The organism is Novosphingobium sp. BL-S-33 (assembly GCF_056857025.1).
In genome coordinates this window covers 1,297,068-1,320,423 of sequence record NZ_CM166475.1, presented here as the reverse complement: position 1 = coordinate 1,320,423, position 23,356 = coordinate 1,297,068, and the positions used below count along the sequence as shown (strand labels likewise).

Sequence of the window (23,356 nt, the reverse complement as noted above, 5' to 3'; positions counted from 1 at the left end):
TCGACATGCGCGACACGATCCTGAAATTCGAAGTTTCGGCCCTGGCCATCCGGGCGCGGACGTTTATCTTCTCAGACCCTCGATCGAAGGCGCTGCTGCCGCTGATCGAACGCACGGCCCCCAGCAATGCCACGATTCTGATCACCGGCGAGACGGGCACCGGTAAAGAACTGGTTGCCCGACACGTCCATCAGCAGAGCGGAAGGGCCGACCGGCCATTCGTAGCGGTGAACTGCGGGGCGTTTTCCGAGACGTTGATCGAAAGCGAACTTTTTGGGCACGAACGAGGGGCCTTCACTGGTGCGCACAACGCCCGGGAAGGATGGTTCGAGGCAGCCAACGGAGGGACCCTGTTCCTTGATGAAGTGGGCGATTTGCCGCAGTCGCTTCAGGTCAAGTTGCTGCGCGTCCTGCAGGAACGCGAAGTGGTGCGCCTTGGCGCGCGGCGTGCCGTCAGTCTCGACGTGCGATTGATCGCGGCGACTAACGTCGATCTGCGCGCGGCGGTGGAGGCCGGGAAATTCCGTGAGGACCTCTATTACCGTCTCGGCGTGGTCACCCTGCCGTTGCTCCCGCTGCGCGAACGGCGAGCTGATATCCTGCCGCTGGCCCGGCACTTTCTGGGGGTCTATGGGGAGAAATCCGCTTCTCCGGCGATCGAGTTGAGCCCGGATGCAGAAGATCTTGTTTTCCACTACGCATGGCCCGGCAATATTCGCGAGCTGGAAAACGTCATCCAGCGGGCCAGCCTGGTTGCTCCGGGCAAGCTGATCGAGCCCGAACACCTTGGATTGCCCAGCCACAGGCAGGTCGAGGGGCCGATGCCTGCGCGGGATGCCGAAGGCTTCGATCAGATTCGCGCCACACTTGCGAAGCTCATCGGTTGCGGAGAGCCACAGTTACTGGACCGGCTGATCGATCTTGCCGTTCGCGAGGCCTTTGCCTCGTCGAATGAAAATCAGGTTCGAACCGCGCAGGCGCTTGGCGTCACGCGCAACGTAATCCGCACTTATTTGAAAAATGCTGGGCTGATCGGCGAATAAGGGTACGCGGCGGATGGCAGGATCCGCCGCGCCCCTCACAACTGTCAGGATGCTGCCGAGAGCGTGGGGCGCTCATCGATCAGGTCGCCGCTCTGGCGCTGATAGGCTTCGTAGAGCGCTGCGTAAGCGCCGCCTCTAGCCGTGAGATCGGCATGACTGCCTAGTTCGACAACCTGACCTTCGCGTATCACGGCGATGCGGTCAGCATCGCGGATCGTGGCAAGGCGATGGGCAATGATGATCGCGGTGCGCCCTTCGCACAAGCGGCGCAGCGCGCGCTGGATCATGCGTTCGGTATGGACGTCGACGGCGGACGTCGCCTCGTCAAGCACCAGAACGGCAGGATCGGTCAGGTAGGCCCGAACGAGGCAGACCAGCTGACGCTGACCATGGCTGAGGTTCGCGCCAAGCGGCCCGACTTGCGTGTGGTAGCCATAGGCAAGGCGTGCCAACACTTCGTGGGCGTCCAGCGCGCGCGCGGCAGCGACCAGTTCATCGTCGCTCGCCTCGGGGCGGGCCTGACGCAGATTGTCGAGCACAGTGCCGCTGAACAGCACGTTGTCTTGAAGCACCACGCCGACATGGCGGCGCAGTTCGGACTGGCGCATGTGTTTCACGTCGATCCCGTCTATCAGGACCTGGCCGCTCTGGGCTTCGTAGAAACGCGTCAACAACTGGACCAGCGTGCTCTTGCCGTGGCCCGTAGCTCCCACCACGGCCACGACTTCGCCGGCATGGATGTGCAGCGAAAGATCGTGCAGCACTTGTGGCAACGTGCCGGGGGCGTAGGAGAAACCGACCGAGCGGAATTCCACTTCGCCGTGCAGGACTGGGACCGGAATAGGCTCTTCGTGGTCGAGGATATCGGGCCGGGTATCGAGCAGGAGGAAGATGCGTTGGGCTGAGGCAGAGCCGGAGGCGTAGCGTTCGAACAGGTCGTTCAGGTCCTGCAAAGGGCCGAGAAAAAGCATGACGTAGAAGAGGCTCTGCGCGAGCTGGCCCAGAGTGATCTGCCCTTCGAGCAGGCCATAACTGCCGACCAAGAGGATCATCGCCATGCCGGCGGCATTGAGCAGCCCACTGAGCGGGGCGAACCATCCTGAACGCATATTGCCGCGCACGAGGGAGCCGTCGAAGTCCGAAAGCAGTTCGCGGTAACGTTTCCTGTTGGGCTCCTCGCGCACCAGTTGCTGGATCATGCGCACCCCCGAGACTGTCTCGACGAGGTGGGATGTGAAGCGGCTGCGGTTTTCCGCGACTACAGCCCAGCTCTTCTGGGAAACACGCTTGAACAGCCAGGTGCCGGCCACAAGGAAGGGAACCACGCTCGCCAGCGCCAGCAGCAGTAGGGGGGACATGACCCACAGCATCAATGCCGCGCCGGCAAACCGCAGAATCGCCGAAAGCATGTCCGGAGGGCCCTGCACCAGCAGGGCTTCCAGCGCGTCCACGTCGCGGTCCGCACGGGAGAGAATACGGCCCGCCTTGGTCCGGTCGAAATAGCCGACGCTGAGCGCCTGGATATGTTCGAAAATGCGGATGCGCAGGGTGTTCAGTACGGTCAGTGCGGCGGAACCGGCAAGATAGCCGGACAGTCCCGCGAAGACGAAACGCGCCAGCCAGGTGGCCGCAAGGCCGAGACTGAGCCAGGCAAGCAGGCGTTCGTCCAGCGTCCAGCCCCGGGCATCCTTGACAAGGCCATGGTCCAGAAGCTGGCCGATGAACCAGGGGCGGGCGAAGACGATGCCGACCAGCAGCGTCTCCAGCGCGAAGACGCTGACGACTTGGCCGCGCACCGGTCCCAGCAGCGGCACGAGGCGCCCGAACATGCCGCGATCGAGCGCGTTGCGCGCCAGCATTTCCTCGATTTCGATGTCACTCAGGACACGTTTGTTGTCAGGCGGCGGCACGGTCGATTCCCAGCAGGTCGCGATAAAGCGGGTCGTGAAGAAGGTCCTCGTGCGCGCCGCTGGCGCGGATGCGGCTGGCGGCAAGAACGAGTGTGCGATCGGCGAGCAGGACCGACGACAGCTTGCTGGTGATCAGCAGCACCGTCATACGCCCGCCATGGGCAGCGCGCAGGCCGCGTATACCCGTCAGCACATGGCGTTCGGTGACGGCGTCGAGCGCGCTTGTGGCATCGTCGAGGACGAGAATATCGGGCTGCGCCAACAGCGCGCGGGCCAGACAGAGGCGTTGGCGTTGGCCGCCGGACAGGGTAACGCCGCGGTCGCCGATCCGGGTTTGGAGGCCATCGGGCAGGCGCGCAAGCAATTCTCCGGCCCCAGCAAGGGCAAGCGCCTCTTCCAGTGCGCCGTCATCGGCGTCGGGCGCGGCGGCGCGCAGGTTTGCGGCCAGCGTATCGGAGAAAAGGAAGATGTCCTGCGGCACGACATGGACGCGCTTTCTCAGCGTGGGAAGATCGAGCCGGCGCACATCGTGCCAGCCCAGCGCGTCGGAGCCGATCGCCACCGAACCGCCGTTTACATCGGCAAGGCGGGGCAGCAGCGACGCCAGCGAACTCTTGCCTGCTCCTGTCGCCCCGACCAGAGCGACGATCCGGCCCGGTTCGACGGTGAGACTGCAATCCTGAAGGACGGCGGTGTCGCCGCCCGGCGCCAGCAGGCGCACCGCTTCTAGCCGGAAGCCGAGCGGGCCGCCGGGCAGAACCTCGCGTCCGCCGACGATCGCCGGCTGTTCGTCCAGCAAATCCCAGATCCGTGCGGCGGAGGCGCGGGCGTCGGCAAAGATGCGCATGACGCGGCCCACCGTTTCGACCCGGAAGACCAGCGTGGTTGCGATCAGCAGGGCGGAGACCAGCGCGCCCACGCCCAGCCGGCCGGCGGCGACGAGATGGGCTCCGCAGGCAAGGATCCAGACATGGCCCAGTGCCACCACCGCCTGCGGTATCGGAATGCGCGAACTGCACCAGCCCAGCGCATGGCGGGACTGATCGAGAAAGAACCCGACATGGCCGCGAAACTTGCGAATGCGCCCTTGTTCCAGCCGGAAAGACTTGATGACGCGGACGCCGCCGATGCCTTCAGACAGGTCCTGGTTCACCTGATCGTAGGCATCGCTGACATTGCGGTCGAGCACGACGAGCGTGTCGGTCTGCCGCACGAAGATCAGGAAGCCCAGCACGGTCAACAGGAACGGCACGAGGCCAAGGCGCCAGTCGTACAAGAACAACAGACCCATGGCCGCGCCCACCACCAGCGCGGTCTCCACCGTCTGGCGCCAGAAGGCGACCAGTGCGTCGCGCAGCTTGTCGGCATCGCGGGTGGTGCGGGTGATCATCTCGCCCATGCCGTGCTGCCAGTGGTAGCCGAGATGAAGCGACTGCACCTGCAGCAGTATCTTCTCGCGCAGGGTCGAGAGCAGCGACTGGCTGGCGCGGATGCTGCACATGCCCGCGATGTACTGCACCACGCCGCGCGTTGCGGCGAGAGCTATCAGCAGGGTGGCCCAGTGCAGGGCAATTCTGAGGTCGATGCTGCCATCGGCAAGCCGCCTTGCGGCTTTGCCACTGTTTACCGCGTCAAGTGCACGGCCGACCAGCCATTGCTGGAAGGCGAGGCTGAGATTGACGAATGTAAACAGCGCCAGCGTGACGGTGAACAGCACTGGGATCGTCCGATAGAGGGCGAGACTGCGGAGCAGCGGATAGCCGGCCAGCGGTGAAATGCTGCTACGGGGCGAAGATGGCTTTCCGCCTTGGGGTTCTGCATCCTCGGGCTTGAGATCCGGGGCAGCGGTAAGGGTTGCGATTGTCATGTCGGCCTGGGTCAATCGCCGGACGGCGGGGCAGGGCGGCGCACGGCGGCGGCGGAGTATTCATGCGGCGGCGTACCGTTTAGGTAGTAGTCGCCAACATGATGCAGGCGCCACCGGACGGGATCGTGCGTAGTGTGGACGCGTACGTCGACCCAGAAGCGATCGAGATTGAACTTGCGGTAGGAAGAGCTTGCGCCGAGTAGCGAGAACATGTCGCTGGAGATCAAGAGTGCCGCCTCGTCCGTTTTCACGCGCGCGGCGGCGACCGACAGGATCAATTCGTCGTCCAGCGCCTCGGGACGACCGGCGGCGATATAAGTGTCGTAGAGTGCGGCAGCGTCGCGCAGCAGAGATTCTGCGACGCGCAATGCCACGGCATAATCCCCAATGCGCTTAATTATGAGCGGTTCCTGCACCGCGCGCTCCACATCGGCGTCGATCCAGACGTTGGAATGGGCGTTGAGATAGCCGATCGCCGCCTCGAACGCGCCTCGAGCGATGCCAGCATCGATGGCGGCGTGAAGGATCTGTGCCCAAGTCAGGCCGGTGCGCTCCGGCTTTGCCGGTGTGCCGGCGGCGGGAGGCGTTACCTGCTCTGCGTCAAGGACCAGATTGACGAAGCGTACGCCGCCGCTCATCGAATGGCGCTGACCGAAAGCATTCCAGTCGTTGTCGAGTAGCAGCCCCTGCGTATCGCGATGGATGATGAAACCGATTTGCCCTTCTTCACTTTTGGCACCCGAGAAGATCCACTCCGCCAGATAGCTGCCGGTGGCATAGAACTTGGCGCCGTTGACCACCCATTTGCCGTCGGCTCGGCGTTCGGCTCGGACGCGGGTATCGAACTTGTGCTTGCCGCCCACTTCGGCCGCAGCATGTGCCAGGCGCTTGCCCGCGCGGACATCAGTCAGAATTCGGTCGCGCAGGGGATCGGCAGGTCGGTGCAATAGGCCGCGCAGCATCATGAAGTGGATCTGGACCAATTGACCGACGCCGCCATTGGCCGCCGAGATGATGCGCGTGATCTCGACGACGGTGGCGACCGACGCGCCGATCCCGCCGTACTCGGGAGGCAATGCGACAGTCGTGATCCCAGACCGTTCAAGGATGGCGCTCTGCTCATAGGGAATGCGGTTGCGCTGGGCAGGATCGGACGAGATCGCGGCGATCAGGGCAGCAGCGTCGTGCGCCGCGGCTATGGCTTCCGCCTCGCTGGAGAACCCACTCGCGCCGGGCGGCGAGTGAGGCGTCGCGTGGTCGAGGACCTGGCTTTCGGGTGGCACGCTCATGACGGCGAATTCTCCCTTGCGACGGTCTGCGTCGCCGTTTTCGATTTGGGGATGTGAGAATGCGAGGGGTTGGAATGCGTGGCGATGGCGATCTCCTGCTGACGCAGCCTTGCCGCGCGCCCGTATTCGTCAGGCGGGACGCCGTTCAGGTAGAAGTTTCCGATGTGGTGGATGCGCCAGCGGATCGGGTCATGGGTCGTATGGACGCGCGCGTCGGCCCAGTAACGGTGGAGGTTCCAGCGATCGAGCGTGGAATTGGCGCCCGTGAGCGAGAACAGGTCGCTGCCGATATGAATTGATGCGGCATCCGACTGGGCGCGGGCGGTGGCGACGGCCAGGATCAGTTCGTCTTCGAGCGCCCGGTTGTCCTGATCGTCCTTGAACCGATCGAAAGTCCGCGCTGCATAGCGCAGGGAGGATTCCGCGGCGCGGACCGCTACCGCGTATTCGCCGATGGTCTTGATCGTGTACTGCTCGTCCGCGGCGCGGGCGACACCGGCTTCGGGCCAAGGGCGCATGGCGTCACGGATATAAGCGGTGGCGGCCTCCAGCGCGCCGCGGGCGATACCGGTATCAATGGCGGCGTGCAGGATCTGCGGCCAGGTGAGGCCGGTGCGCGGCATGAAATTCGCAGCGTCTCCCGCTCTGGGCCCGGGTGCGAATCGGGGATCGACTTCGACATTGTCGAAGCTGATGCTGCCGCTGACCGAATGCTGCTGGCCATAGGCATCCCAGTCATCCGCAAGGACAAGGCCCGGTGCGTCGCGGTGAAGCAGTACGCCCACCGGCCCCTCGCCGCCGACGGCAGAGATCGAAATCCATTCGGCAAGATAGCAGCCGGTGGCGAACGTCTTGCGGCCATTGAGGCGTAAGATGCCTTGATCGTCGCGGGACAGGCGCGTGCCGCCGCCCATGCCTTTCCCCTTGCCTTCGGCGAGCGCGTTGCCGAAGCGTTTGCCCGCGAAGATGTCGGCGATCAGGCGTTTGCGAAAGGCATCGTCCGGGCGGGAGAAAACGCCCCGGATCATCACGTTGTGGATCTGCAGCAATTGCCCCACGCCGCCGTCCGCCGCAGAGATGATCCGGACAGTTTCGACGACCGTTTCGATCGATGCGCCAAGGCCGCCGAGTTCGCGCGGCACGTAGATGCTGGTGATGCCGGAGGCGGAAAGGATTTCGGCCGCTTCGTATGGAATGCGGTCATTCCGGACGGCGTCGCGGGCCAGCAAGGCGATCTTCTCCGCTGCGGCATGGGCGGCGGCGATGGCCTCGGCTTCGCTGGCAAGGCGGGGGGGAAGGATGGTTCCGGTCATTCTTGTTCCCGCTCAGGCCGTTTGCAGTTCGTGCGCGCTGGCGGCCGCCAGTTCGCGGCGGCGGACTTCCTCGCGCACGGCGGGGATGATCCAGCGGCCATAGTCCACCGCGTCGTAAAGGGGCTCGTAACCGCGGTTGAGGAATGTGGTGACACCGATATCGTAATAGTCGAGCAGCGCCGCGACGATCTGGTCGGGCGTTCCGACGAGCGAGGTGGAATCGTGGGTCGCGCCAACGGCCGTCGCTGTGCCCATCCATAGGCAACGGTCGTGCCGCTCGCCGCGCTCTGCCGCAGCGAGAAGGCGCTTGGTGCCGGTGCCCTGAACGCCGTGGAACAACGGGTTTGGCGGAGCATTGCGGCGGTTGCTGGCCAATTGCTCGGCGATCCAGTGCGCGCGTTCCCAGGCCTGTTCCTCGGTCTTGCCGATAATGAGGCGCACGGAGAGGCTGACGCGGGGGGCAGGCTTGCCGATAGCGGCTGCTGCGGCACGCAGTTTGCCGATCTGCTCCTTCACGTCCGCCAGCGGTTCGGCCCAAAGCGCATAGAGGTCGCAGTGCCTTGCAGCGACGTGGTAGGCGGCATCGGAAGAGCCGCCGAAGGACACCGGGATATGCGGCTGTTGCAGCGGCTTTATCGGGGTGAAGACGTTTTTGAGCTGATAGTATTCGCCTTCATGATCGAACGGTTCGTGAGATGTCCAAGCGCGGCGCAGGACATCGAGATATTCGCTGGTGCGGGCATAGCGGGCGTCCTTGTCAGTCAGAAAGTCACCGTTTCCAGGCTCTGCGGTGATGCCGGTGATGGCGTGCACGCGGATACGACCACTGGTTACATGATCGAGCGCGGCGAGCGATTTGGCCGCGTGCAACGGCGTCGTCAGGCCGGGACGATACGGGATCATGAAGCCGAGCTTTTCGGTGTGGGCCGCAGCAAAGCCGGTAGCGACGATGGATTCCCCGCCGCCGAGCATCAACACCCTGTCAAAGTCGGCCTGCTCATGCGCGCGGGCCAAGTCTCGTAGAAAGTCGAGATCAAGGTTCTGCCCACCACCGGCCGGCCCCAGAAACTGATTGCGGGCGGCCAGCGCCCCGACAAATTCCACCGGCATTCTTGTACCTCTGACTGGGCGCGAGACGCGCAATTCGCTCTTCGCCTATCAAGAGGTGTGCCAATTTGGTGATCGTGGCTGTTCACCGGCATTATCGCCAGTTCGTTTTCCGTGAGGATACTGCGTTTAGTTCAGATTTGCGCAGTAATCGGTAGGCAGGTGTTGAAAAATCAGAGCTGGCTGCTGTCGGAAGGGACGTTGCAACCGTCGCCGACTAGCCCGAGAGCAGGATGATAAATCCTGCCTGATTTGAGATCGGGAAGGGGGGGCAATCGATCGATTGCCCTGATGGCCGGTGTTGGCGCCGCTCGGGTAAGTGCTGTGACAGGGAGCAGCACAACCGCATGTCTCCCTAGCGAGAGCTGGACGATATGCGTCGTATCATTGCGATTTGGGCGTCGCGAATTGCTTCGGCGATGCCGGCGCTATCGTTCCGAAGCGTAACAAGAGAGCCTCTGCAACCGTAAGGTTTCATTACCACAGCTCGGCCGAGCCCGGTTTGTATAGTCTCCGCCTATAGCGCTGCAAATTATTGATATTTTAGGCTGATACATACGATAGCCAATCGTATGAAGAATGTTGGGAGACAATGCGTATACGAGCCGGTGAATCGTCGTCAGGCCCTCTGCCTATCAGGCGCTGTTGCCCTGGCGGCTATCCCATGCGGTTCCCATGCGGAGATACGCAGAACTCCCCAGGCGCGCGTAATTGTCGATAATGATTTTGCAGGTGACCCCGATGGTTTGGTCGCCCTTGCTCACCACCTGGCATCCCGGGCAACTCGCTGCGTGCTGATAACCACTTCCACGCTGGACCCCAAGCTCGCTGCAGGTGGTGGGCTGGACCCGGCAAGAACGGCGGAAAAAGGTGCCCAGCTTGCTCGAGAACTGCAGGCCAAGATGGGAGTGTCTTCGGCGACTTGCCCAGTGGCGGCAGGATGTGAAAGAGCCGGTTTGAGGACGAGCGAGCCGTCACCGGCAGTCAAGGCCATCATAGCTGAGGCGATGCGCGATGATCCGCTGCCTCTCTTCTTTGCATGCGGCGGGCCGCTGACCAATCTTGCGCAGGCGTTGCAGCTCGAGCCCAGGATCGGGGCGCGCATGACGTTGGTTTACTATCCGCGAACTTCGACTGTCAGTTTTCCAGCGCGCCTTTCACCTCATCGACCGCGCTCATCGCCTCGTCTGCGGCGCCCGCCGCATCATCTGCTGCACCCTGCATGTCAGGCACCACGTCGCGCCAGTTCTCACTCGACAAGCGCTCTGTCTGGGACATTGCTTCATGAGCTGCGTTCTGGGCGCGCTGTGCCGCTTCGGATGCATCGTCCACCGCGCTTCCTGCATCCTCCAGTTGTTGTTTGAGGCCGGAGTTTTCCTCCTCAAGGCTCGAAACCTGGTCTTCCAGTTCGGAAACCCGTTCTTCAAGCTCGCTTCGGCTTGGGCCGCCGCCGCACCCAGCCAGCGTCAGTACTGCCGCGGCAGCCAATGAGCGCATCTTTCCCCCCTCTCATTTGCCAGCACGGGCAAGAACTATTTCGTTAGTGCGTGCGGCCTATTGAAATCAACCTCTTGTCTGGTACTTGCGCCCCCTTCCAAACACCCAGGGGGGAACAATGAAGAAGACGTCGGCCGCAATTGCGGTCATGATTGCGCTCGTCGGTGCTACACCGGCATTGGCATCCGGCATCGTCGTCGAAGCCAATGGTGCGCGTTCCGAGGGGCAATGGGGCGGCGAGCTCGGCGCCGGTTACAAGATCCCGGTCGTTGCCGGCTTGCGCTTGACGCCGGCTGCCGGTGCCTTCCTCTACAAGGGCGACAACGATCGGTATTTCGAGGATGGCAATGGCGGCAATCCTCGGTGCCGGGACGGAGAGACCGGTCAGTACGCCAGCGACAGCAAGTGCAACAATGTCGCTGCCAGGTTCTACGGCCGCATCGAGGCGACATACACGATCCCGGCCACCCTCACGTTTGGCGCAGGCGCGCGGTACATGAGCAGCAAGGTCAGGCCTTACGGGACCCTCGGCGTGCCGTTGGCGCCCCGGATAGATCTCAAGGGCAACTTTGGCGACCATTATCTGGCCGCCGGCCCTCTCGCTCACTTCTGACTGATTGCAGGGCGGCCGATGGGCCGCCCTGATTTTTCCAATGCGATGCCGCTCGCACGGCCTCCGCCGGAGAAAGGACCTCTGGAACGCTATTTCAGCGCCGGTCAGTCCGTGAAGGCGCCCGCGGGCACGGGGGTTCCGCTCTGTTCGGTCCAGATCAGCTTTGACAAATCAAAGCCCATGGCGGTGGCTGCTGCCAGCATGCCCTGTGCTGTTTCCGGGCGCGGGCGGGGCGTTCGCGACAAAACCCACAGATGATGACGGTCGGGCGTACCGACCAGCGCTGTCTCGTAATCGGGCGTGATCGCAAGGACCCAATAGTCTCCCTTGGCGAAGGGGAACCAGCGCAGAAACTCGGGCAGGAAGCTGACCTTGAGTTTGGCTTTGCAGGCATCGACGGCCAGCGCCCGGCCGATGGCCCTGTCGGGCTTTCCATTCTCGTCGAGGAGCCGGTTCTCGACGCGAAGAGTCCCGTCATCATTCAAAGAATAAGTGGCCGTGATGTCGGTTGCCTTGGCGACCTCGTATTTGAGCGGAAGGCGGCAGATTTCGAACCACGTCCCGAGATATCGGACAAGATCGAGTTCAGCGACAGCGCGGACTTGGGTATTTTGCTCGGACATGAATACACCTCCTGCAGTGCAACCGGCGAATGTACGCGGCGGTTCCGTGTCCGTGTCGCCGCGATGAAGGTGAGGATGGATTGGGCCGGTGGTCAGCGGGAAGAGGAGGGGGCGCCTCGAAGACCGAATGATGCCGCCGCCGCTCCTGGCTTTGGGCAGTGCCATTCAGTTCCCTTCTCTCTTGCGAGAGAAAGCCAATACGCCGCTTGTCGCTCTCCCCGCATCCCGCTTCTGCCCGAAAATATCCGGGAGATCGCTCGCCGCCGGTACGCCGGCACGTGCCGCCGCAGGTCTGGTGCTCAATCGAAAGAGCTCTTGCAACTCTTCACGGGCTTTCGAAAGGAAATATGTTCGCGGGCTGAGGCGTGTTTTTATATATCCAAACGAAAAGGCCCGGCAGCCGAGTTGGGAAACCGACTGCCGGGCCAGTGTCGGTCAACTCGGAGGGAGCTGCCTTTGGGTCGCGCTGGACAGAATATTGAATATGCCTGCCACAAGTGTGATAGAGATCACGGTTTTGGTCTATTATATAGGCATGCAATCGATTTTCATCGTGTTATTGCTCAAATTTAACTTGGCGGCGGCCCGCCTCCTGCGTCACGGCATTCTGTGTGCGACTTTGAACACAGAGGGGCTGTCATGGGGGATGAAATTCTTGTTGAAATCATTGGGGCCGGCGCGGCGTGGGCGGCTCTACTGATCGTCACCACACCGTTCGTCGGGTTCGTATTGCGCGGGCTGGAAAATACCGATTGGCTATTGCAGCGGGCCCGCGTGAGCAATGCAGTACTAGAGGCTCATATCCAGCGGGATCTCAAGGGTCAGCGCATTGTCAATTCTGTAAGCGTACTGATCGCGGTTGGGCTCATTACGGCACTGTGGTGGCTGTCCAATGCAGCGGTCGCGCTGGTCGCGCTTGCGATCATGCTGGCACGGGTGCCGGATCTCAACTGGGAGATCGGTAGCGGTCGCCGGATCGGACGCACCGACATGCGCAAACCGGCCTTCTATAAGGCGGCAAGCGTGATCCTGTGGGCAGCATTGCCTATGTTGTGGTTCGCGCTCTATCACATGAGGTGAACTGGACAGGCAGCCGGGCGGCGTCGAACCTGAGTTCCTCTGAGATACCAGGTTCAATCCGCGGTGCCGAAACTGGCAAAATCGAGAGTATTGCGCGGGGAGCGCGCCCGACTTGATCACGCTGGGACGGCACGAAGCGCGCTGTGGCGTGATCGCACGCGGTCTGCGCGTATTTTGCCGATAATTCTGCTTGTCTGAAAAATTCGGTGAATGTTTACTGCCTCCACCTGGCTGATGGCGCTCAACCACCGGCAGCCACGGCAAAGCGCATCAACTTCAAATTCATCGATCGAGCAACGGAGCATTGAGGTAAACAGTCGGCAGGGGGCCGGGCGCATTAGGCGGGGTAGACCATGACAGACAGTGGCAGCGGGGATTCCACCCAGGGCAAGGGCGCGGCATCGGCCTATCAGCGAGAACTGGACGCGATCGAAGCCCGCCGATCAACGTATGACGTGGACCGTGGTGTGCCCCACTGCGGGCTCGCGCTTTCTGGCGGCGGAATTCGCAGCGCGACGTTCAGTCTCGGCCTGCTACGAGGCCTCAGTTCGCATAAGCTCCTCCAGCGTATCGACTACCTCTCCACCGTGTCCGGCGGCGGATATACCGGTGCATTCTATTGCGGCCTTTTCGCCAAACGCGGAGATGAGCAGCCGATAATACCTTCCCGATCAGGAGGTGTGGATGCACAGAATGGCGATCTTCTGGGCGGGGACGAGGCGCAGCGGGCGCTTGCATACCTGCGCCAATCGGGGCGTTATCTGACGCCCGATGGTTTCCGCGACTACATCTATGCAATTGCCTTGTTGTTCCGCAACTGGCTGACACTGTCCATCGTTGTCGGTATGACCGTGGTTCTTGCCGAGCTTCTTTGCGATGCGGCGCGCGCCGCGCTTCTACAGCTTTCGTCATCGGGGCCGCCGATACTGAAGGCAATCGCATCGCTTTATTCCGCACATCCTTGGCTGAGCCCGATACTGCTGCCGGCGTGCCTGTTGATTGTCCCCCTGCTGATCAGCGTGGGGTGGGCTTACTGGCTCACGCAAAGCGATGCAGCGGGGCTCCCGGTCGGGCCGCCATTCTGGGGGACCTTGCTGATTGTCTTCGCCTGTCTGTGGGCGCTGGTCAGCGGTGATGCGATCGAGACGCCATACAACTACCTTCTGGCGGTCTTGCCGGCCTTGGCGGCATTTGCCTTGCTATGCTGGTTGATTGCCGCGTGGCACAGTGCGCCGGCGGCAAGGGATAAGCCTGCGCACCTGAAGGCGATCGCGCAAGATGCCATACGGCACCGCCTGACAAGCGCCCAGGGAGCGTTGGCGCAGGCGTTGCTTTGGACCCTCCTGGCTGCTCTTGCCGATATGATCAGCGCATTCATCTTTGTGGAGGCGCGTAATATCCATTCGTTCTTTGGGGCGTCGATAGCGGGGTTTGCCATCCCCGCGGGTCGGTGGCTGGTGCGCCAGCTTTCGTCACTGAAAGTGCCGGGCTCGGGCAAGCCTTCGCTGTTGGCGCGCTTCGGCCCGTTTCTCGCCTGGACAGCGGCGCTGCTCTTCATTGGTGCAGCGCTTGTGTTCTGGGGCGGCCTTGCGCACTTTGTCGCCTTCGGTGGCAGCTCGTTCGGAACGCTTGTCTGGCCCCCGTGGACGGCGGCTGTGCTGTCGTGCGCAGCGTTCGTCATATTGGCCTCGATCACCACCGGCTTTGCAAATCTGTCGTCGCTGGCAACGTTCTACGCCGGGCGTTTGCGGCGGGCCTATCTTGGTGCTGGAAATCCGAAGCGGATCGGCATCGCCAAGACCGACAAGGACGTTCGGAGCGGCGTTTCTCCAAAACCGCAGCGTGTCAGCGATGCACAGGACGGTGACGATTTGGGGCTTGTCGAATACTACCGGGAAACCAGCGCGGGCGCACCTGTGCACCTCATCAACGTCACTGTGAACGCAACCCGGGGGCATGGCCCGGCAACGGTCCAGCGCGATCGCCACGGTCTCAACCTGACCGTCTCGCCCGATGGAATAAGCTACCGGCTCTCGCCGCAGGATCCACTCGTCCTGCTTCCGCTCGGGCAAGACCCGGCGCAGAACGCGAATGGGAATGCGGAGGGCCGCCAAAGAGATAGTGTACCGGGGATTGCCAAGGACAAACCCCATCCGGGGCAAAGCCTGCCCTTGTCGATGTGGGTGGGCATCTCGGGCGCTGCCTTCACCACCGGCCTGGGTTCCCAGACCAGCCTTGCGAAATCGGTTCTCGCCTTCCTCACCAATGTTCGTCTCGGTTACTGGTGGAATCACGACCGTGAGCATCGTTTCCGCTGGAACAGCTATCGACTGCTGTTCGACGAAATGTTCGGCAGTTTCCCGGGCGTTGAGCGGGCGCAGTGGTATCTTTCGGACGGCGGCCATTTCGAGAATACGGCAGTCTACGAACTCGTCAGGCGCAAACTGCCGCTGATCATCGCCTCGGACAACGGATGCGATCCTCACTACGGATTTGAAGACATCGCAAATCTCGTTCGCAAATGCCGGATCGACTTCGGCGCGAGCATCGAGTTCATCAGCGAACCCGAGGAATTGAAGCGCGTGGTACCCAATGCGCGTGTCCGTGAACTCTTCGCAGCCCCAAGCGGCTTCGGCCCGTCCGCCACCAGCAAGGATGCTATCGCAATGCTCGGGCGCATTCGCTACGCGGACAACACAGACGGTACGCTGATCGTGATCAAGCCGCGCCTGACCACCGACGGTCCGGCCGATCTTACGCGCTACCTCCTCGACAACGCCGAGTTTCCGCAGCAGACGACGATCGACCAGTTCTTCGACGAAGCGCAGTGGGAGAGCTATTACGAGCTGGGTCGGCTCATTGCCGTCAACCTGTTTGCGCCGCGCACGACCCAGGAATGGGAGCCTGCAAAAATGATGCCGGTAAAATGGTGACGTCCTGACCTCGAACGATGAGCTGCGCGGATCGCGCCGCCGCAGGTGGGCCATGCCCTCTGGCAAGCCGTTAGACCTCGGCTCGGCCGATAATGCTGCGGGCAGGATGCGTAATGGCTCCGCCTAGCGCAGATCATGGTCCCGCCTGGAATCGATGTTCATAGGGTAATTCCTGCATTCCCGCGCAAGGGGGGACTCCAGTGCCTCCATGCACGCGTCATCGCGAAAGGGCCGACACGTGTTGCCGTCGCTTCTTTGCTCGGATGCAGGGTCTGTTCCCGTATCGAAAGCCGGGCGGGCTACTCTCCTGTCTCGTGCGAGCGAGGGTCAATAGACGCAGATCTTGCGGTCGCTGCCCTGTAGCCAGCAAGCGGGATCCTGCTTGCTGCGCGTGAACGAACCTTGCGGAACCATCCTTGCGCCGTTGTCGTAATTGACGGTGACCTCGGTCGGGGACATCTTGTCGGCATAGTAGGCCATTCCCGCAACTTCGATGGCAAAGCTGCCATCGCCGTTGCGCGGGCAGAACGTGCAGACCTGCGGCGCAGCACTGTCCAGCACGCACTTGGCCGCCCGTCCGGCGCTGATCGTGCCGCCATCGTAATCCGGCGCCGGTTTGCCTGGCATGCCGACCCGCAGGGCATTTCCATGGCCGTCCTTTACCTGAGCCAGGACGCTCGGTGCAGCGAAAGCAAGGGCAGCGAAGGCGGCGATCTGGATGAGGTGCATGAGTGATCTCGCTCGGAGTCTTTTGAGGGGGAGTTCGAGGCGATGCCGCGAACCGGAAGTGTCCGGCTTGTGCCTATGCCGCCTCGTACTGGAGCGGGCTATCGGATGTCAGGTCGCCTGCAAGCCAGCGGGTGATCTCTTGGGCCCGGGCCAGCGATGCCTCGAACTTGCCGAACCGCTCCATGACGTCCTCATCGAGGATCGCGTCGAGATTGCGGATCACAACCGCCGTCCCCTGCATGTTCACGGTCGCCGCATTGTTGGCGGTCGTTCCATAATCCACGTCGACCCCGATGATGCAGTTCGCGCCCATCGCCATTGCCTTGGTGACGAGGATCGAGCGGGCCGTCGCCTCACCGCTGTTGACCTTGAGCGCCATGCCGGAATTGACATTGGTCGCTCCGAACATGTCCGAGAAGCCCTGACTGAGTTCGCTGAACATGCCCGTGCCAACCGTGACGTTCGCGGTCACCATAGACTTGATGCGGCAATCGGCGCCCGGCGGGACCTGCGAAATCGTCATCATCGGAAAATCGACGACGTTCGTCGTCAGGTATTCCTGGCACGCGTGGCGTTCGGTCCTGAGATTGAGGATCGCGGCCTCGTATTCGCCCCCGCCGCACTTCTCGCAGATTTCAGCGTACTGCGTGCCGGATACGAAGTTGAGGAGATTGGTCTGCTTGGCGCTGTAGCGCCGGTTCGGACCCTTGATGATTCCGCCGCTGGTGATCTCCGCGCCGCAATTCCCGCACGTATCGCTCATGTAACCCCCTGATTTTCCCGAAGGGCGGTCATGTCGCGTGAGGCTCCGGCTTGCAATAGGCTTACATTTTATTCCTTATTTATTCAATTATCGGGCTTTGCAACCAAACGACCCCCAGCAGCTATCGGAGGCTATCTTGGGTGCGCCGGCCTGAGCCCGCGTTGGCATCACCGTGCGCGACGAGCGCATGCGGCTCAAGGCCGCAGCAGAGCTCGCCCTGTCGATCGTCGAGCGGCTTTCCGATTACCCCGCCATTCCGGATCCCGATCAGTTCAAGTTGTCTCCGTGAGGAAGCCTTGATCTGAGGACCTGCTCGGCTCCGCGCACAGGTCTGGGTGTTTTGAGAAAGTGCGTTTTCAGTTCGATGGATTGCGTTTTGGCGGGTTCGAGAGAAGCGAAAGCGCCAGATCGGCCTCCGCTATCCTTCTCAGCAGTGACCATGAGAGCACGGGAGGTTCGAGCAGGAACTGCACGTCGCGATAAAGTTGCCTGGTCGATGCCAGCGAGAGGCGGCGGAATTTGCCGGGTGCATCCGGTGCAGCCACGATTCTTGCCCTCTCGATGAGTTCCATGAGGTAGTCGCGAACGCCCGGTTGGATCCCCGGCGTGGCGACGGTCTTGGCGATTGCCTCGATAGTTTCGCACTGCGTGCGCAGTGCCTCCCGCCTGTCTAGCATCGTGACCCCCGCTGCCCCTTGGGGAATTATAGGAAAGGCGAAGTCAGGATAGGCCGACTAAAAGGTCGATCAGACTTTTGGATGAGTGCGCCGTGATAGCACTGTACTGGCACAGCTCGAGACTGCCGGAGACCAGCATAGCCGTTGCGCATTGGTCCCGATCTTCGATCGCGGGCAGGGCGAGATCATTGTTTCCAGCAACCCGCTACACCTTAATCGTTCTGCGCAATCATGATCGGCCACCAGCGGCCTGTATCTTCGTAGACCTCCTCGGACCATCGATCGGTAAGACGACCGTCGCTGAAGTGCGTAGGCGCGACATCGGCCGGTTCGTCGTCGAGTTTGTGCAGGAGCACCGCGCCCCCGAATATGAAACCTCCCGGCGGCAGAGACTTGAACTCGCAGGCACCGGGATCGCAGACCTCATCGACCAGGAGAGCGAGCTCGCCGGCCGGGCAGGCGAAGATGCCAACCGATACCTTGTTGTGTTTCACGCGGACCATCCAGGCATTGTCAGCCAATCAAGTCTCCATCCATTTTCCCGTGCCTGGCTCCTTGAATGTCAGATCGAGGACGGGGCGGCGATTGAAATATGATGTCCGGGCTTGTCCGGATACATCGGACACAAGAGTGCGATCATGGCTAACCGGTCGGTAACTGCATTACGGTTAGAGGCGATCGACTCTCTGGGGGACCAACCATGCTTCGCACACTATCCGTTGCCGCTTGCCTCGTGCTGGCGCCATCTGTTGCTTATGCCGATGAGGCCGCCTCGCATCTCGAACTTGCCTGCATGGGAGGCGGCGCGGCGAATAAGGTCACCGACACGACTGCTTACGGGTGGGACAATCATGGGAATTCGGCCGGCGCCAATGTTGTGGGGACCCGCTCGGTCGGCTTCGAGGACCAGGTCAATGTCTCGATCGATGGCAGCGAAGGCCGGATCCGCATGCCGCGTTTCATGCTGCCGCCGATCCATGGCGGCGATGATGGCTGGTTCAAGCTCAAGTCGATCAAGTTCGGAGAGCGCGAAATTACCGCATCGGTCGCCGTCAATACGCTCAACAATCCCAAGATGCGGATCGACCGCTATACCGGCATGATCAGCATTTCAGGCAAGGCCGGCGAATTTACCGGTCGCTGCGAGAAGTACGATCCGGCGACCGAGCGCAAGGCGTTCTAAACCGGAGCCTACTGATGCCGCTCGATCACTTTGTCTCCCAGGTTCATCTGAAGCGCTTCTATGCCCCGGCCCTGAGCGGCAGGAAGATGCATGCCTTCCGCAAGACGGATGGCAAGTCATTCCCTTGCGGCTCCGAGGACGTTTGCCGGATAGCGGATGGCAATACCAATGAGTACCTGTCCGAACCAAGGCTAATCGAGGAATTCGCGAAACTCATCGAGCCGCGGTACAATGCCGCCTGTGCGGTCCTGGAACGAGGCGGGGTCGATCCGGACGCTGTCTTTGTCATCGCCGGCTTCGCAGCCTTCGTGCTGTGCTGCTCACCGACCGGCATGCGGCTTGCCTGCGCGCCGCATGAGGCCAGGCTCCCGATCGAGGCTGAACTTATGGAGCGCGCCGGCCTCCTCGATCCGCCGCCGCCCGACCTCGGCGGCAGAACGCTTGCGGAATTGATCGCGGATGGACAGATCGGCTTTAATGTCGATAGCAGATATCCTCAGGCGATCGGCATCAGCAACATTATCGGGCATGTCACGGCCTTCGGCAATTTTCACTGGGACGTCCTGCTGAACGACCATCCGGACACACCCTTTTTCACCAGCGACTTCCCGGTTGCCGTGGAGACCACTGCCGATTCCCGCGTTATCAACCGGATCGTTCCGCTCACGCCCCGACTGGCAGTGCGGATCTGTCCGCGAATTGAGCTTGCCGGAAAGAAGCTTGGCCCGACATTCGAGCACTTCAGTTATCGGATGGCAAAGCCGCCTCGCCAGGAAATGATCGCGCTGAACCGCCTGATCGTGCGCTCTGCTGAAAAGCTGGTCTTCTATCCTCTGGCGCGGTCGTGGGTTGCCGGGTTTGTCGCCAAGAACGCCGGATTCAAGGCTGAGGTAGAAACGCAGCACTTCCCCCATGGTACTGGTTTTTTGAGCATGTCTCGGACCGTGGTCCAGGAGCGATGATATCGAACGGCGCCCCCCTGCGTTAAGCTCTATGCCGCCTCGTTAATATGTCTGATCGCCTCATCTTCGCGGGCAGGGGCCATCGATATTCGAGCGGTTTCGGCCTTAGTGGACGATTTGTTCGCGCTAATTGAAAAGTGGGGGCGGCCTGTCATGAGCGGTCTCGATGCAGTCACTGCTCGCGAGTGTCACGTGAGCAAGCCACCCTGTTTCGCGCGACTCAGAGCGTTTTCTAATCAGGTGGGATCACCTGATGGCTCGGAAAGCGCGTCCAACCACCAGTTTAGAGCAGCCGAGCCGACGTAGTCAGATCGGCTGCTCTAAACGCGCCTGTTCAGGTTTTGACGTGCGCGTTGCATCATCCACTTCACCTTCCCGTACAACGCTTCGCGGCTTTCGAGCGCAACGTAGCCATCACCGCAATTGGTCTCGGCCGACAGCTCGGCATGCGCCCGATTGAGGCGTTTCAGGCGCACAATCTGGAAACCCATAACCAGCAGGCCAAATCCGACGATTTTTGCCATCCTCCAGAGTTCGTCGTGGGTAGCCGGGTTTAGGCCCAGCGTGTTGAGGTGCAGGAAGGCGACGACTTCGTGATAGAACAGCGTCGCGGCGGAAAGCAGGCATGTGCCGGTAATGTTCCAGTAGCTGCCTTCGACCACGCCCAGTGCTCGTGCACGATCGAGGTCCGCCTGAGTGAATTGCGCCGTCTGCAGCGTGATTGTCTCGAGCACAGTATCTCCGTTTTCAGCTTGTTTCTCCGTTATATGATGGACGAGCCGTCTTCTGGACCTTGGTGGATTTGGTAAGTTGCATCGCAGCTTACGTGTGCGCCTCCCGCCGACGGCGTGACCGCGCTCTATGCCGCCCGTGAAAGGCTGATCGCCCTCCATTTCGCGGACAGGGCACCGAGCCCCCTCGATTTGCGAGCGGTCTCGTCCTTCGGTTGCGATCGCCGGCGCCAAGAGGCGAGGGGTTCGGCCGGTCACGACCGGCCTCGATGTGGGCGCGCGGGGATCCCCACGCGCGGCGTTTTGGTGAGCCTGTCCCCTTGCGAAGCCGGCGGGTGGGCTCGCCGCCCGTCTAGGCCCGCCGGCGGCGCCTGCAAGCCGCGCGAGGCGCGGCTCCTCCACTCACGTTCCGGCCGCAAGCGGTGCAGGCGCCGCCCTGTTGCGGGCCCTGTCGGTCGTCCGGGCCGCCCACCCCCCGCCTTCGCCGGGGGAGGCCATGGTGGTTTTGGGGCGGGTTTGGAGGTGAGACATGCGCAGCAATCGTGAGGTTTCGCTTGGCCGCAGAGGCCCGGAAAACAGGGCTTCGCTTTATGACGAGGTGACAGCCCAGATCATTGCCCAACTCGAAGAGGGGCGGGTGCCTTGGGTGCAGCCTTGGAGTGGTCAGGCTGCCGCAGGGCCGGTGGCGGGGCTGCCCGTCAATGCCCTGATCCGGCGCGGGTACTCCGGAATAAACGTGCTGATCCTGTGGGGCGCGGTCATTGCCGGGGGCTGGGCTTCGCAGGGCTGGCTGACCTTTCGGCAGGCGCTCAGCGCTGGCGGCAATGTCCGCAAGGGCGAGCATGGAACGCAGGTGGTCTATGCCGATCGCTTCACCCCCGAGGCCGAGAAGACGCGGGCGCAGGAGAGTGGCGGCGATCCGCGCTCGATTGCTTTCTTGAAGCGCTTCACCGTCTTCAATGTCGCGCAGTGCGAGGGCCTGCCCGAGGACTTCATGCCCGAGCCGGTGGCGTTGCCCGAGCGCGAAGTCGTGCCGGTGGCCGAAGCCGTGATTGCCGCAAGCGGGATCGATTTCCGGATAGGCGGGGACAAGGGGTTCTATTCGCCGGGGCAGGACTTCGTTCAGGTCCCGCCGCAGCAGGCATTCCACGATCAGGTGAACTTCTACCGGACGGCGCTGCACGAATTGACGCACGGAGTCGGCCACTGTTCACGACTGGGTCGGAACCTTACCGGCCCGTTCGGTTCCAAGGACTACGCCCGCGAAGAACTGGTGGCCGAAATGGGTTCGGCGTTTCTCTGTGCCTCGCTCGGGATTGTGCCGACCGTAAGGCACGCCGATTACATCGGCGCATGGCTCGAAGTCCTGCGCGAGGACAACCGCGCGATTTTCCGCGCCGCCAGCATGGCAAGCAAAGCGGCCGACTGGCTGCTTTCGCGCTACGAGGCGAGCCTCCCCGAAGGCGAGGGACCGGACCACATGGGCGCCCCTGATGACGGCCAAGGTGACGAGGGGAGGGCTCAGCCATGACCCTGCTTTCCCGCTCCATCCGCTCGATGCTCAGTGCCAATTTCGAGCATTGCATGCAAAATCCAAAGTTCGACCCATTCCCGCTGGTCCGCCTGTTCAATCCGATGGGCCGCGCGGTCTGGCTGGTGAGCGAACTCTATGCCGATGACGACACCCTCTTCGGGCTGGCGGACCTCGGCTTGGGATGCCCCGAACTCGGGATTTCCTCGCTTCGCGAAATCGAGGCGATCCGACTGCCCATGGGGCTGACCATCGAGCGCGACATGGGCTTTTGCACCCGCCACCGGCTTTCGGTCTGGACGGAGGCTGCGCGCCTTGCAGGCTCCATTCCCGATGCCGCGTTGCTTCTGGACCGGCTCAGCCGCGAGGACCCTGCCGCCATCAGGCTTCTGCCCCGCTGAGGGCCGATGACGCGGGCGGTCGTTCACCGCCATTTCCAAGCCGGTCCGCCCGACCATTCCACCTGAAGGACGGACCGGCACTCTCAATCAGGAGTGCTAACCATGAAACTCGAATTTATCCCGCTGGACAACCTCTCTGTCAGCAAATCGAATATGCGCTACGCGCGTAGAGCCCCCGACGTTTCGGACATCCTGCCGACAGTGAGCGCGCGCGGCGTGCTGCAACCCATTCTCGTCAGGGCAAATTGCGGGGCCAATGATGACGAGCGCCATTACGAGATCGTCGCCGGATGCCGCCGCTTCCATGCTGCGCAGCTTGTCGCATCCGAGCGGCTCGCGGCCTGCGCCGAAGCCGGCGAGCCGGACCCCGAGATGGCCATGGTGCCCTGTGCAATTCTCGATGACACTGACGATGCCAGCGCCGTCGAGGCCTCGCTGATCGAAAACATCGCTCGTCTCGATCCGGATGAGGTGTCGCGCTGGTCCTGCTTTACCCGGCTGGTGAAGGAAGGTCGCAGCACCGCAGATATTGCCCTGACATTCGGCCTGCCTGATCTTGCCGTGAAGCGCATTCTCGCGCTCGGCAATCTGCTGCCGCGTATTCGCGAGTTGTATCGCGTCGGGGAAATCGATGTCCCGACCGTCCGCCACCTGACGCTTGCATCCAAGAATCAGCAGAAGGCTTGGCTGGCCCTTGTCGATGACCCGCATGCCTACGCCCCGCGCGGGTTCAATCTCAAATCGTGGCTGTTATGCCGAGGTCGGCATAACAGCCAGTACCTGCTTTTCGCGCCTGATGGGAGATTTGAGATCCAAAGCAAGGATGTCGGCTATCCATCGCACAAGCTCAGGAATTATGACGGTCGTCGCGTGATGTCGCGCTTCCTGTGCCTGCTCTCTTGGAACCGACCCAGCCCGAACGTAGAGCCGCTCATAGGCAGCATTACGGTTTGGCGGCCAGAAATGCGCATCAAATAGCTGACCCGGGCTGCGAATGAGGTGCACGTCAATGTCGATGCCAGCCTCAGCCAAGGCCCCTTCAAGGGCGGAGGGCCTCAACGGGTAACTATGCCCTTTTGGCAGTTTTGCGGTTTCTGAACGCAT

Annotated in this window: 21 protein-coding genes and 1 pseudogene; 10 read left to right on the top strand and 12 right to left on the bottom strand. The window is 62.1% G+C overall.

Going from position 1 to position 23,356, the window contains the following annotated elements; genetic code table 11:
• The first annotated feature begins 5 nt into the window (after nucleotides 1-5).
• A complete protein-coding gene (locus AC1VVM_RS22475) occupies nucleotides 6-1,043 on the top strand; it encodes a sigma-54 interaction domain-containing protein (RefSeq protein WP_482905938.1) in 1,038 nt (345 codons plus the stop codon).
• Between the two features lie 44 nt (nucleotides 1,044-1,087).
• On the opposite strand, the gene AC1VVM_RS22470 is transcribed toward AC1VVM_RS22475, so the two are convergent.
• The 6 genes from AC1VVM_RS22470 to AC1VVM_RS22445 all read right to left on the bottom strand — a co-directional run bounded on the left by AC1VVM_RS22470 (nucleotide 1,088) and on the right by AC1VVM_RS22445 (nucleotide 10,026).
• Nucleotides 1,088-2,953: an ABC transporter ATP-binding protein gene (locus AC1VVM_RS22470; protein WP_482956564.1), complete on the bottom strand. Its 1,866-nt coding sequence runs from the start codon at nucleotides 2,951-2,953 to the stop codon at nucleotides 1,088-1,090.
• Entirely contained in the window at nucleotides 2,940-4,820 is a 1,881-nt protein-coding gene (locus tag AC1VVM_RS22465; RefSeq protein WP_482956563.1) for an ABC transporter ATP-binding protein, read from the bottom strand. Before AC1VVM_RS22465 ends, AC1VVM_RS22470 begins: the two co-directional genes overlap by 14 nt.
• 11 nt (nucleotides 4,821-4,831) lie before the next feature.
• Entirely contained in the window at nucleotides 4,832-6,109 is a 1,278-nt protein-coding gene (locus AC1VVM_RS22460; RefSeq protein ID WP_482956562.1) for an acyl-CoA dehydrogenase family protein, read from the bottom strand.
• Entirely contained in the window at nucleotides 6,106-7,422 is a 1,317-nt protein-coding gene (locus AC1VVM_RS22455) for an acyl-CoA dehydrogenase family protein (protein ID WP_482956561.1), read from the bottom strand. Before AC1VVM_RS22455 ends, AC1VVM_RS22460 begins: the two co-directional genes overlap by 4 nt.
• A gap of 12 nt (nucleotides 7,423-7,434) precedes the next feature.
• The gene (locus AC1VVM_RS22450) at nucleotides 7,435-8,532 is read right to left on the bottom strand and encodes an LLM class flavin-dependent oxidoreductase (protein WP_482956560.1); all 1,098 of its coding nucleotides are present in this window, start codon (nucleotides 8,530-8,532) and stop codon (nucleotides 7,435-7,437) included.
• A gap of 1,134 nt (nucleotides 8,533-9,666) precedes the next feature.
• Nucleotides 9,667-10,026: an alanine-zipper protein gene (locus AC1VVM_RS22445; protein WP_482956559.1), complete on the bottom strand. Its 360-nt coding sequence runs from the start codon at nucleotides 10,024-10,026 to the stop codon at nucleotides 9,667-9,669.
• Nucleotides 10,027-10,144: 118 nt separating this feature from the next.
• On the opposite strand from AC1VVM_RS22445, the gene AC1VVM_RS22440 reads away from it, so the two are divergent.
• Nucleotides 10,145-10,639 carry a hypothetical protein gene (locus AC1VVM_RS22440; protein ID WP_482956558.1) on the top strand — a complete coding sequence of 165 codons (495 nt, stop codon included), beginning with the start codon at nucleotides 10,145-10,147 and terminating at the stop codon, nucleotides 10,637-10,639.
• A gap of 104 nt (nucleotides 10,640-10,743) precedes the next feature.
• Here the strand turns inward: AC1VVM_RS22440 and AC1VVM_RS22435 are convergent, their stop codons facing one another.
• Complete coding sequence (locus tag AC1VVM_RS22435; RefSeq protein WP_482956557.1) at nucleotides 10,744-11,262, bottom strand: lipocalin family protein; 519 nt, start codon at nucleotides 11,260-11,262, stop codon at nucleotides 10,744-10,746.
• Between the two features lie 639 nt (nucleotides 11,263-11,901).
• On the opposite strand from AC1VVM_RS22435, the gene AC1VVM_RS22430 reads away from it, so the two are divergent.
• Together AC1VVM_RS22430 and AC1VVM_RS22425 are read left to right on the top strand one after the other, a co-directional pair.
• Nucleotides 11,902-12,342 (top strand): hypothetical protein, encoded by a 441-nt coding sequence (locus tag AC1VVM_RS22430; RefSeq protein ID WP_482956556.1) that lies wholly within the window; start codon nucleotides 11,902-11,904, stop codon nucleotides 12,340-12,342.
• A 353-nt stretch (nucleotides 12,343-12,695) separates the two neighbouring features.
• The gene (locus tag AC1VVM_RS22425) at nucleotides 12,696-15,275 is read left to right on the top strand and encodes a patatin-like phospholipase family protein (protein WP_482956555.1); all 2,580 of its coding nucleotides are present in this window, start codon (nucleotides 12,696-12,698) and stop codon (nucleotides 15,273-15,275) included.
• Between the two features lie 327 nt (nucleotides 15,276-15,602).
• Here AC1VVM_RS22425 and AC1VVM_RS22420 read toward each other — a convergent pair whose 3' ends face one another.
• Nucleotides 15,603-16,004 carry a hypothetical protein gene (locus tag AC1VVM_RS22420; RefSeq protein WP_482956554.1) on the bottom strand — a complete coding sequence of 134 codons (402 nt, stop codon included), beginning with the start codon at nucleotides 16,002-16,004 and terminating at the stop codon, nucleotides 15,603-15,605.
• A gap of 73 nt (nucleotides 16,005-16,077) precedes the next feature.
• Complete coding sequence (locus AC1VVM_RS22415) at nucleotides 16,078-16,767, bottom strand: heavy metal-binding domain-containing protein (RefSeq protein WP_482956553.1); 690 nt, start codon at nucleotides 16,765-16,767, stop codon at nucleotides 16,078-16,080.
• Nucleotides 16,768-16,933: 166 nt separating this feature from the next.
• On the opposite strand from AC1VVM_RS22415, the gene AC1VVM_RS22410 reads away from it, so the two are divergent.
• On the top strand, nucleotides 16,934-17,056 hold the full coding sequence (locus AC1VVM_RS22410; protein ID WP_482957365.1) for a DUF6771 family protein: 123 nt from the start codon (nucleotides 16,934-16,936) through the stop codon (nucleotides 17,054-17,056).
• Between the two features lie 67 nt (nucleotides 17,057-17,123).
• On the opposite strand, the gene AC1VVM_RS22405 is transcribed toward AC1VVM_RS22410, so the two are convergent.
• Nucleotides 17,124-17,444: a hypothetical protein gene (locus tag AC1VVM_RS22405; RefSeq protein ID WP_482956552.1), complete on the bottom strand. Its 321-nt coding sequence runs from the start codon at nucleotides 17,442-17,444 to the stop codon at nucleotides 17,124-17,126.
• 212 nt (nucleotides 17,445-17,656) lie between these two features.
• A complete protein-coding gene (locus AC1VVM_RS22400) occupies nucleotides 17,657-17,965 on the bottom strand; it encodes a hypothetical protein (protein ID WP_482956551.1) in 309 nt (102 codons plus the stop codon).
• Nucleotides 17,966-18,144: 179 nt separating this feature from the next.
• Between AC1VVM_RS22400 and AC1VVM_RS22395 the strand changes: the two genes are divergently transcribed.
• Both AC1VVM_RS22395 and AC1VVM_RS22390 read left to right on the top strand, forming a co-directional pair.
• A complete protein-coding gene (locus tag AC1VVM_RS22395) occupies nucleotides 18,145-18,627 on the top strand; it encodes a hypothetical protein (protein ID WP_482956550.1) in 483 nt (160 codons plus the stop codon).
• Between the two features lie 14 nt (nucleotides 18,628-18,641).
• The gene (locus AC1VVM_RS22390) at nucleotides 18,642-19,589 is read left to right on the top strand and encodes a hypothetical protein (RefSeq protein ID WP_482956549.1); all 948 of its coding nucleotides are present in this window, start codon (nucleotides 18,642-18,644) and stop codon (nucleotides 19,587-19,589) included.
• Nucleotides 19,590-19,909: 320 nt separating this feature from the next.
• On the opposite strand, the gene AC1VVM_RS22385 is transcribed toward AC1VVM_RS22390, so the two are convergent.
• A complete protein-coding gene (locus tag AC1VVM_RS22385) occupies nucleotides 19,910-20,323 on the bottom strand; it encodes a hypothetical protein (RefSeq protein ID WP_482956548.1) in 414 nt (137 codons plus the stop codon).
• Nucleotides 20,324-20,849: 526 nt separating this feature from the next.
• Here AC1VVM_RS22385 and AC1VVM_RS22380 point away from each other — a divergent pair.
• The 3 genes and pseudogenes from AC1VVM_RS22380 to AC1VVM_RS22370 form a co-directional block, all read left to right on the top strand.
• Nucleotides 20,850-21,851, top strand: a complete 1,002-nt coding sequence (locus AC1VVM_RS22380; RefSeq protein WP_482956547.1) for an ArdC family protein — start codon at nucleotides 20,850-20,852, stop codon at nucleotides 21,849-21,851.
• The gene (locus AC1VVM_RS22375; RefSeq protein ID WP_482956546.1) at nucleotides 21,848-22,252 is read left to right on the top strand and encodes a DUF2958 domain-containing protein; all 405 of its coding nucleotides are present in this window, start codon (nucleotides 21,848-21,850) and stop codon (nucleotides 22,250-22,252) included. Before AC1VVM_RS22380 ends, AC1VVM_RS22375 begins: the two co-directional genes overlap by 4 nt.
• 102 nt (nucleotides 22,253-22,354) lie before the next feature.
• Nucleotides 22,355-23,002, top strand: a pseudogene (locus AC1VVM_RS22370) (ParB/RepB/Spo0J family partition protein); the annotation flags it as partial.
• Between the last annotated feature and the right edge of the window lie 354 nt (nucleotides 23,003-23,356).

What these genes read in the sequence shown, in the direction of transcription:
- AC1VVM_RS22475 (WP_482905938.1), top strand. Translation starts at nt 6, where the DNA reads ATGCGCGACACGATCCTGAAATTCGAAGTTTCGGCCCTGGCCATCCGG.
- AC1VVM_RS22465 (WP_482956563.1), bottom strand. Translation starts at nt 4,820, where the DNA reads ATGACAATCGCAACCCTTACCGCTGCCCCGGATCTCAAGCCCGAGGAT.
- AC1VVM_RS22460 (WP_482956562.1), bottom strand. Translation starts at nt 6,109, where the DNA reads ATGAGCGTGCCACCCGAAAGCCAGGTCCTCGACCACGCGACGCCTCAC.
- AC1VVM_RS22455 (WP_482956561.1), bottom strand. Translation starts at nt 7,422, where the DNA reads ATGACCGGAACCATCCTTCCCCCCCGCCTTGCCAGCGAAGCCGAGGCC.
- AC1VVM_RS22450 (WP_482956560.1), bottom strand. Translation starts at nt 8,532, where the DNA reads ATGCCGGTGGAATTTGTCGGGGCGCTGGCCGCCCGCAATCAGTTTCTG.
- AC1VVM_RS22445 (WP_482956559.1), bottom strand. Translation starts at nt 10,026, where the DNA reads ATGCGCTCATTGGCTGCCGCGGCAGTACTGACGCTGGCTGGGTGCGGC.
- AC1VVM_RS22440 (WP_482956558.1), top strand. Translation starts at nt 10,145, where the DNA reads ATGAAGAAGACGTCGGCCGCAATTGCGGTCATGATTGCGCTCGTCGGT.
- AC1VVM_RS22435 (WP_482956557.1), bottom strand. Translation starts at nt 11,262, where the DNA reads ATGTCCGAGCAAAATACCCAAGTCCGCGCTGTCGCTGAACTCGATCTT.
- AC1VVM_RS22430 (WP_482956556.1), top strand. Translation starts at nt 11,902, where the DNA reads ATGGGGGATGAAATTCTTGTTGAAATCATTGGGGCCGGCGCGGCGTGG.
- AC1VVM_RS22425 (WP_482956555.1), top strand. Translation starts at nt 12,696, where the DNA reads ATGACAGACAGTGGCAGCGGGGATTCCACCCAGGGCAAGGGCGCGGCA.
- AC1VVM_RS22420 (WP_482956554.1), bottom strand. Translation starts at nt 16,004, where the DNA reads ATGCACCTCATCCAGATCGCCGCCTTCGCTGCCCTTGCTTTCGCTGCA.
- AC1VVM_RS22415 (WP_482956553.1), bottom strand. Translation starts at nt 16,767, where the DNA reads ATGAGCGATACGTGCGGGAATTGCGGCGCGGAGATCACCAGCGGCGGA.
- AC1VVM_RS22405 (WP_482956552.1), bottom strand. Translation starts at nt 17,444, where the DNA reads ATGCTAGACAGGCGGGAGGCACTGCGCACGCAGTGCGAAACTATCGAG.
- AC1VVM_RS22395 (WP_482956550.1), top strand. Translation starts at nt 18,145, where the DNA reads ATGCTTCGCACACTATCCGTTGCCGCTTGCCTCGTGCTGGCGCCATCT.
- AC1VVM_RS22390 (WP_482956549.1), top strand. Translation starts at nt 18,642, where the DNA reads ATGCCGCTCGATCACTTTGTCTCCCAGGTTCATCTGAAGCGCTTCTAT.
- AC1VVM_RS22380 (WP_482956547.1), top strand. Translation starts at nt 20,850, where the DNA reads ATGCGCAGCAATCGTGAGGTTTCGCTTGGCCGCAGAGGCCCGGAAAAC.
- AC1VVM_RS22375 (WP_482956546.1), top strand. Translation starts at nt 21,848, where the DNA reads ATGACCCTGCTTTCCCGCTCCATCCGCTCGATGCTCAGTGCCAATTTC.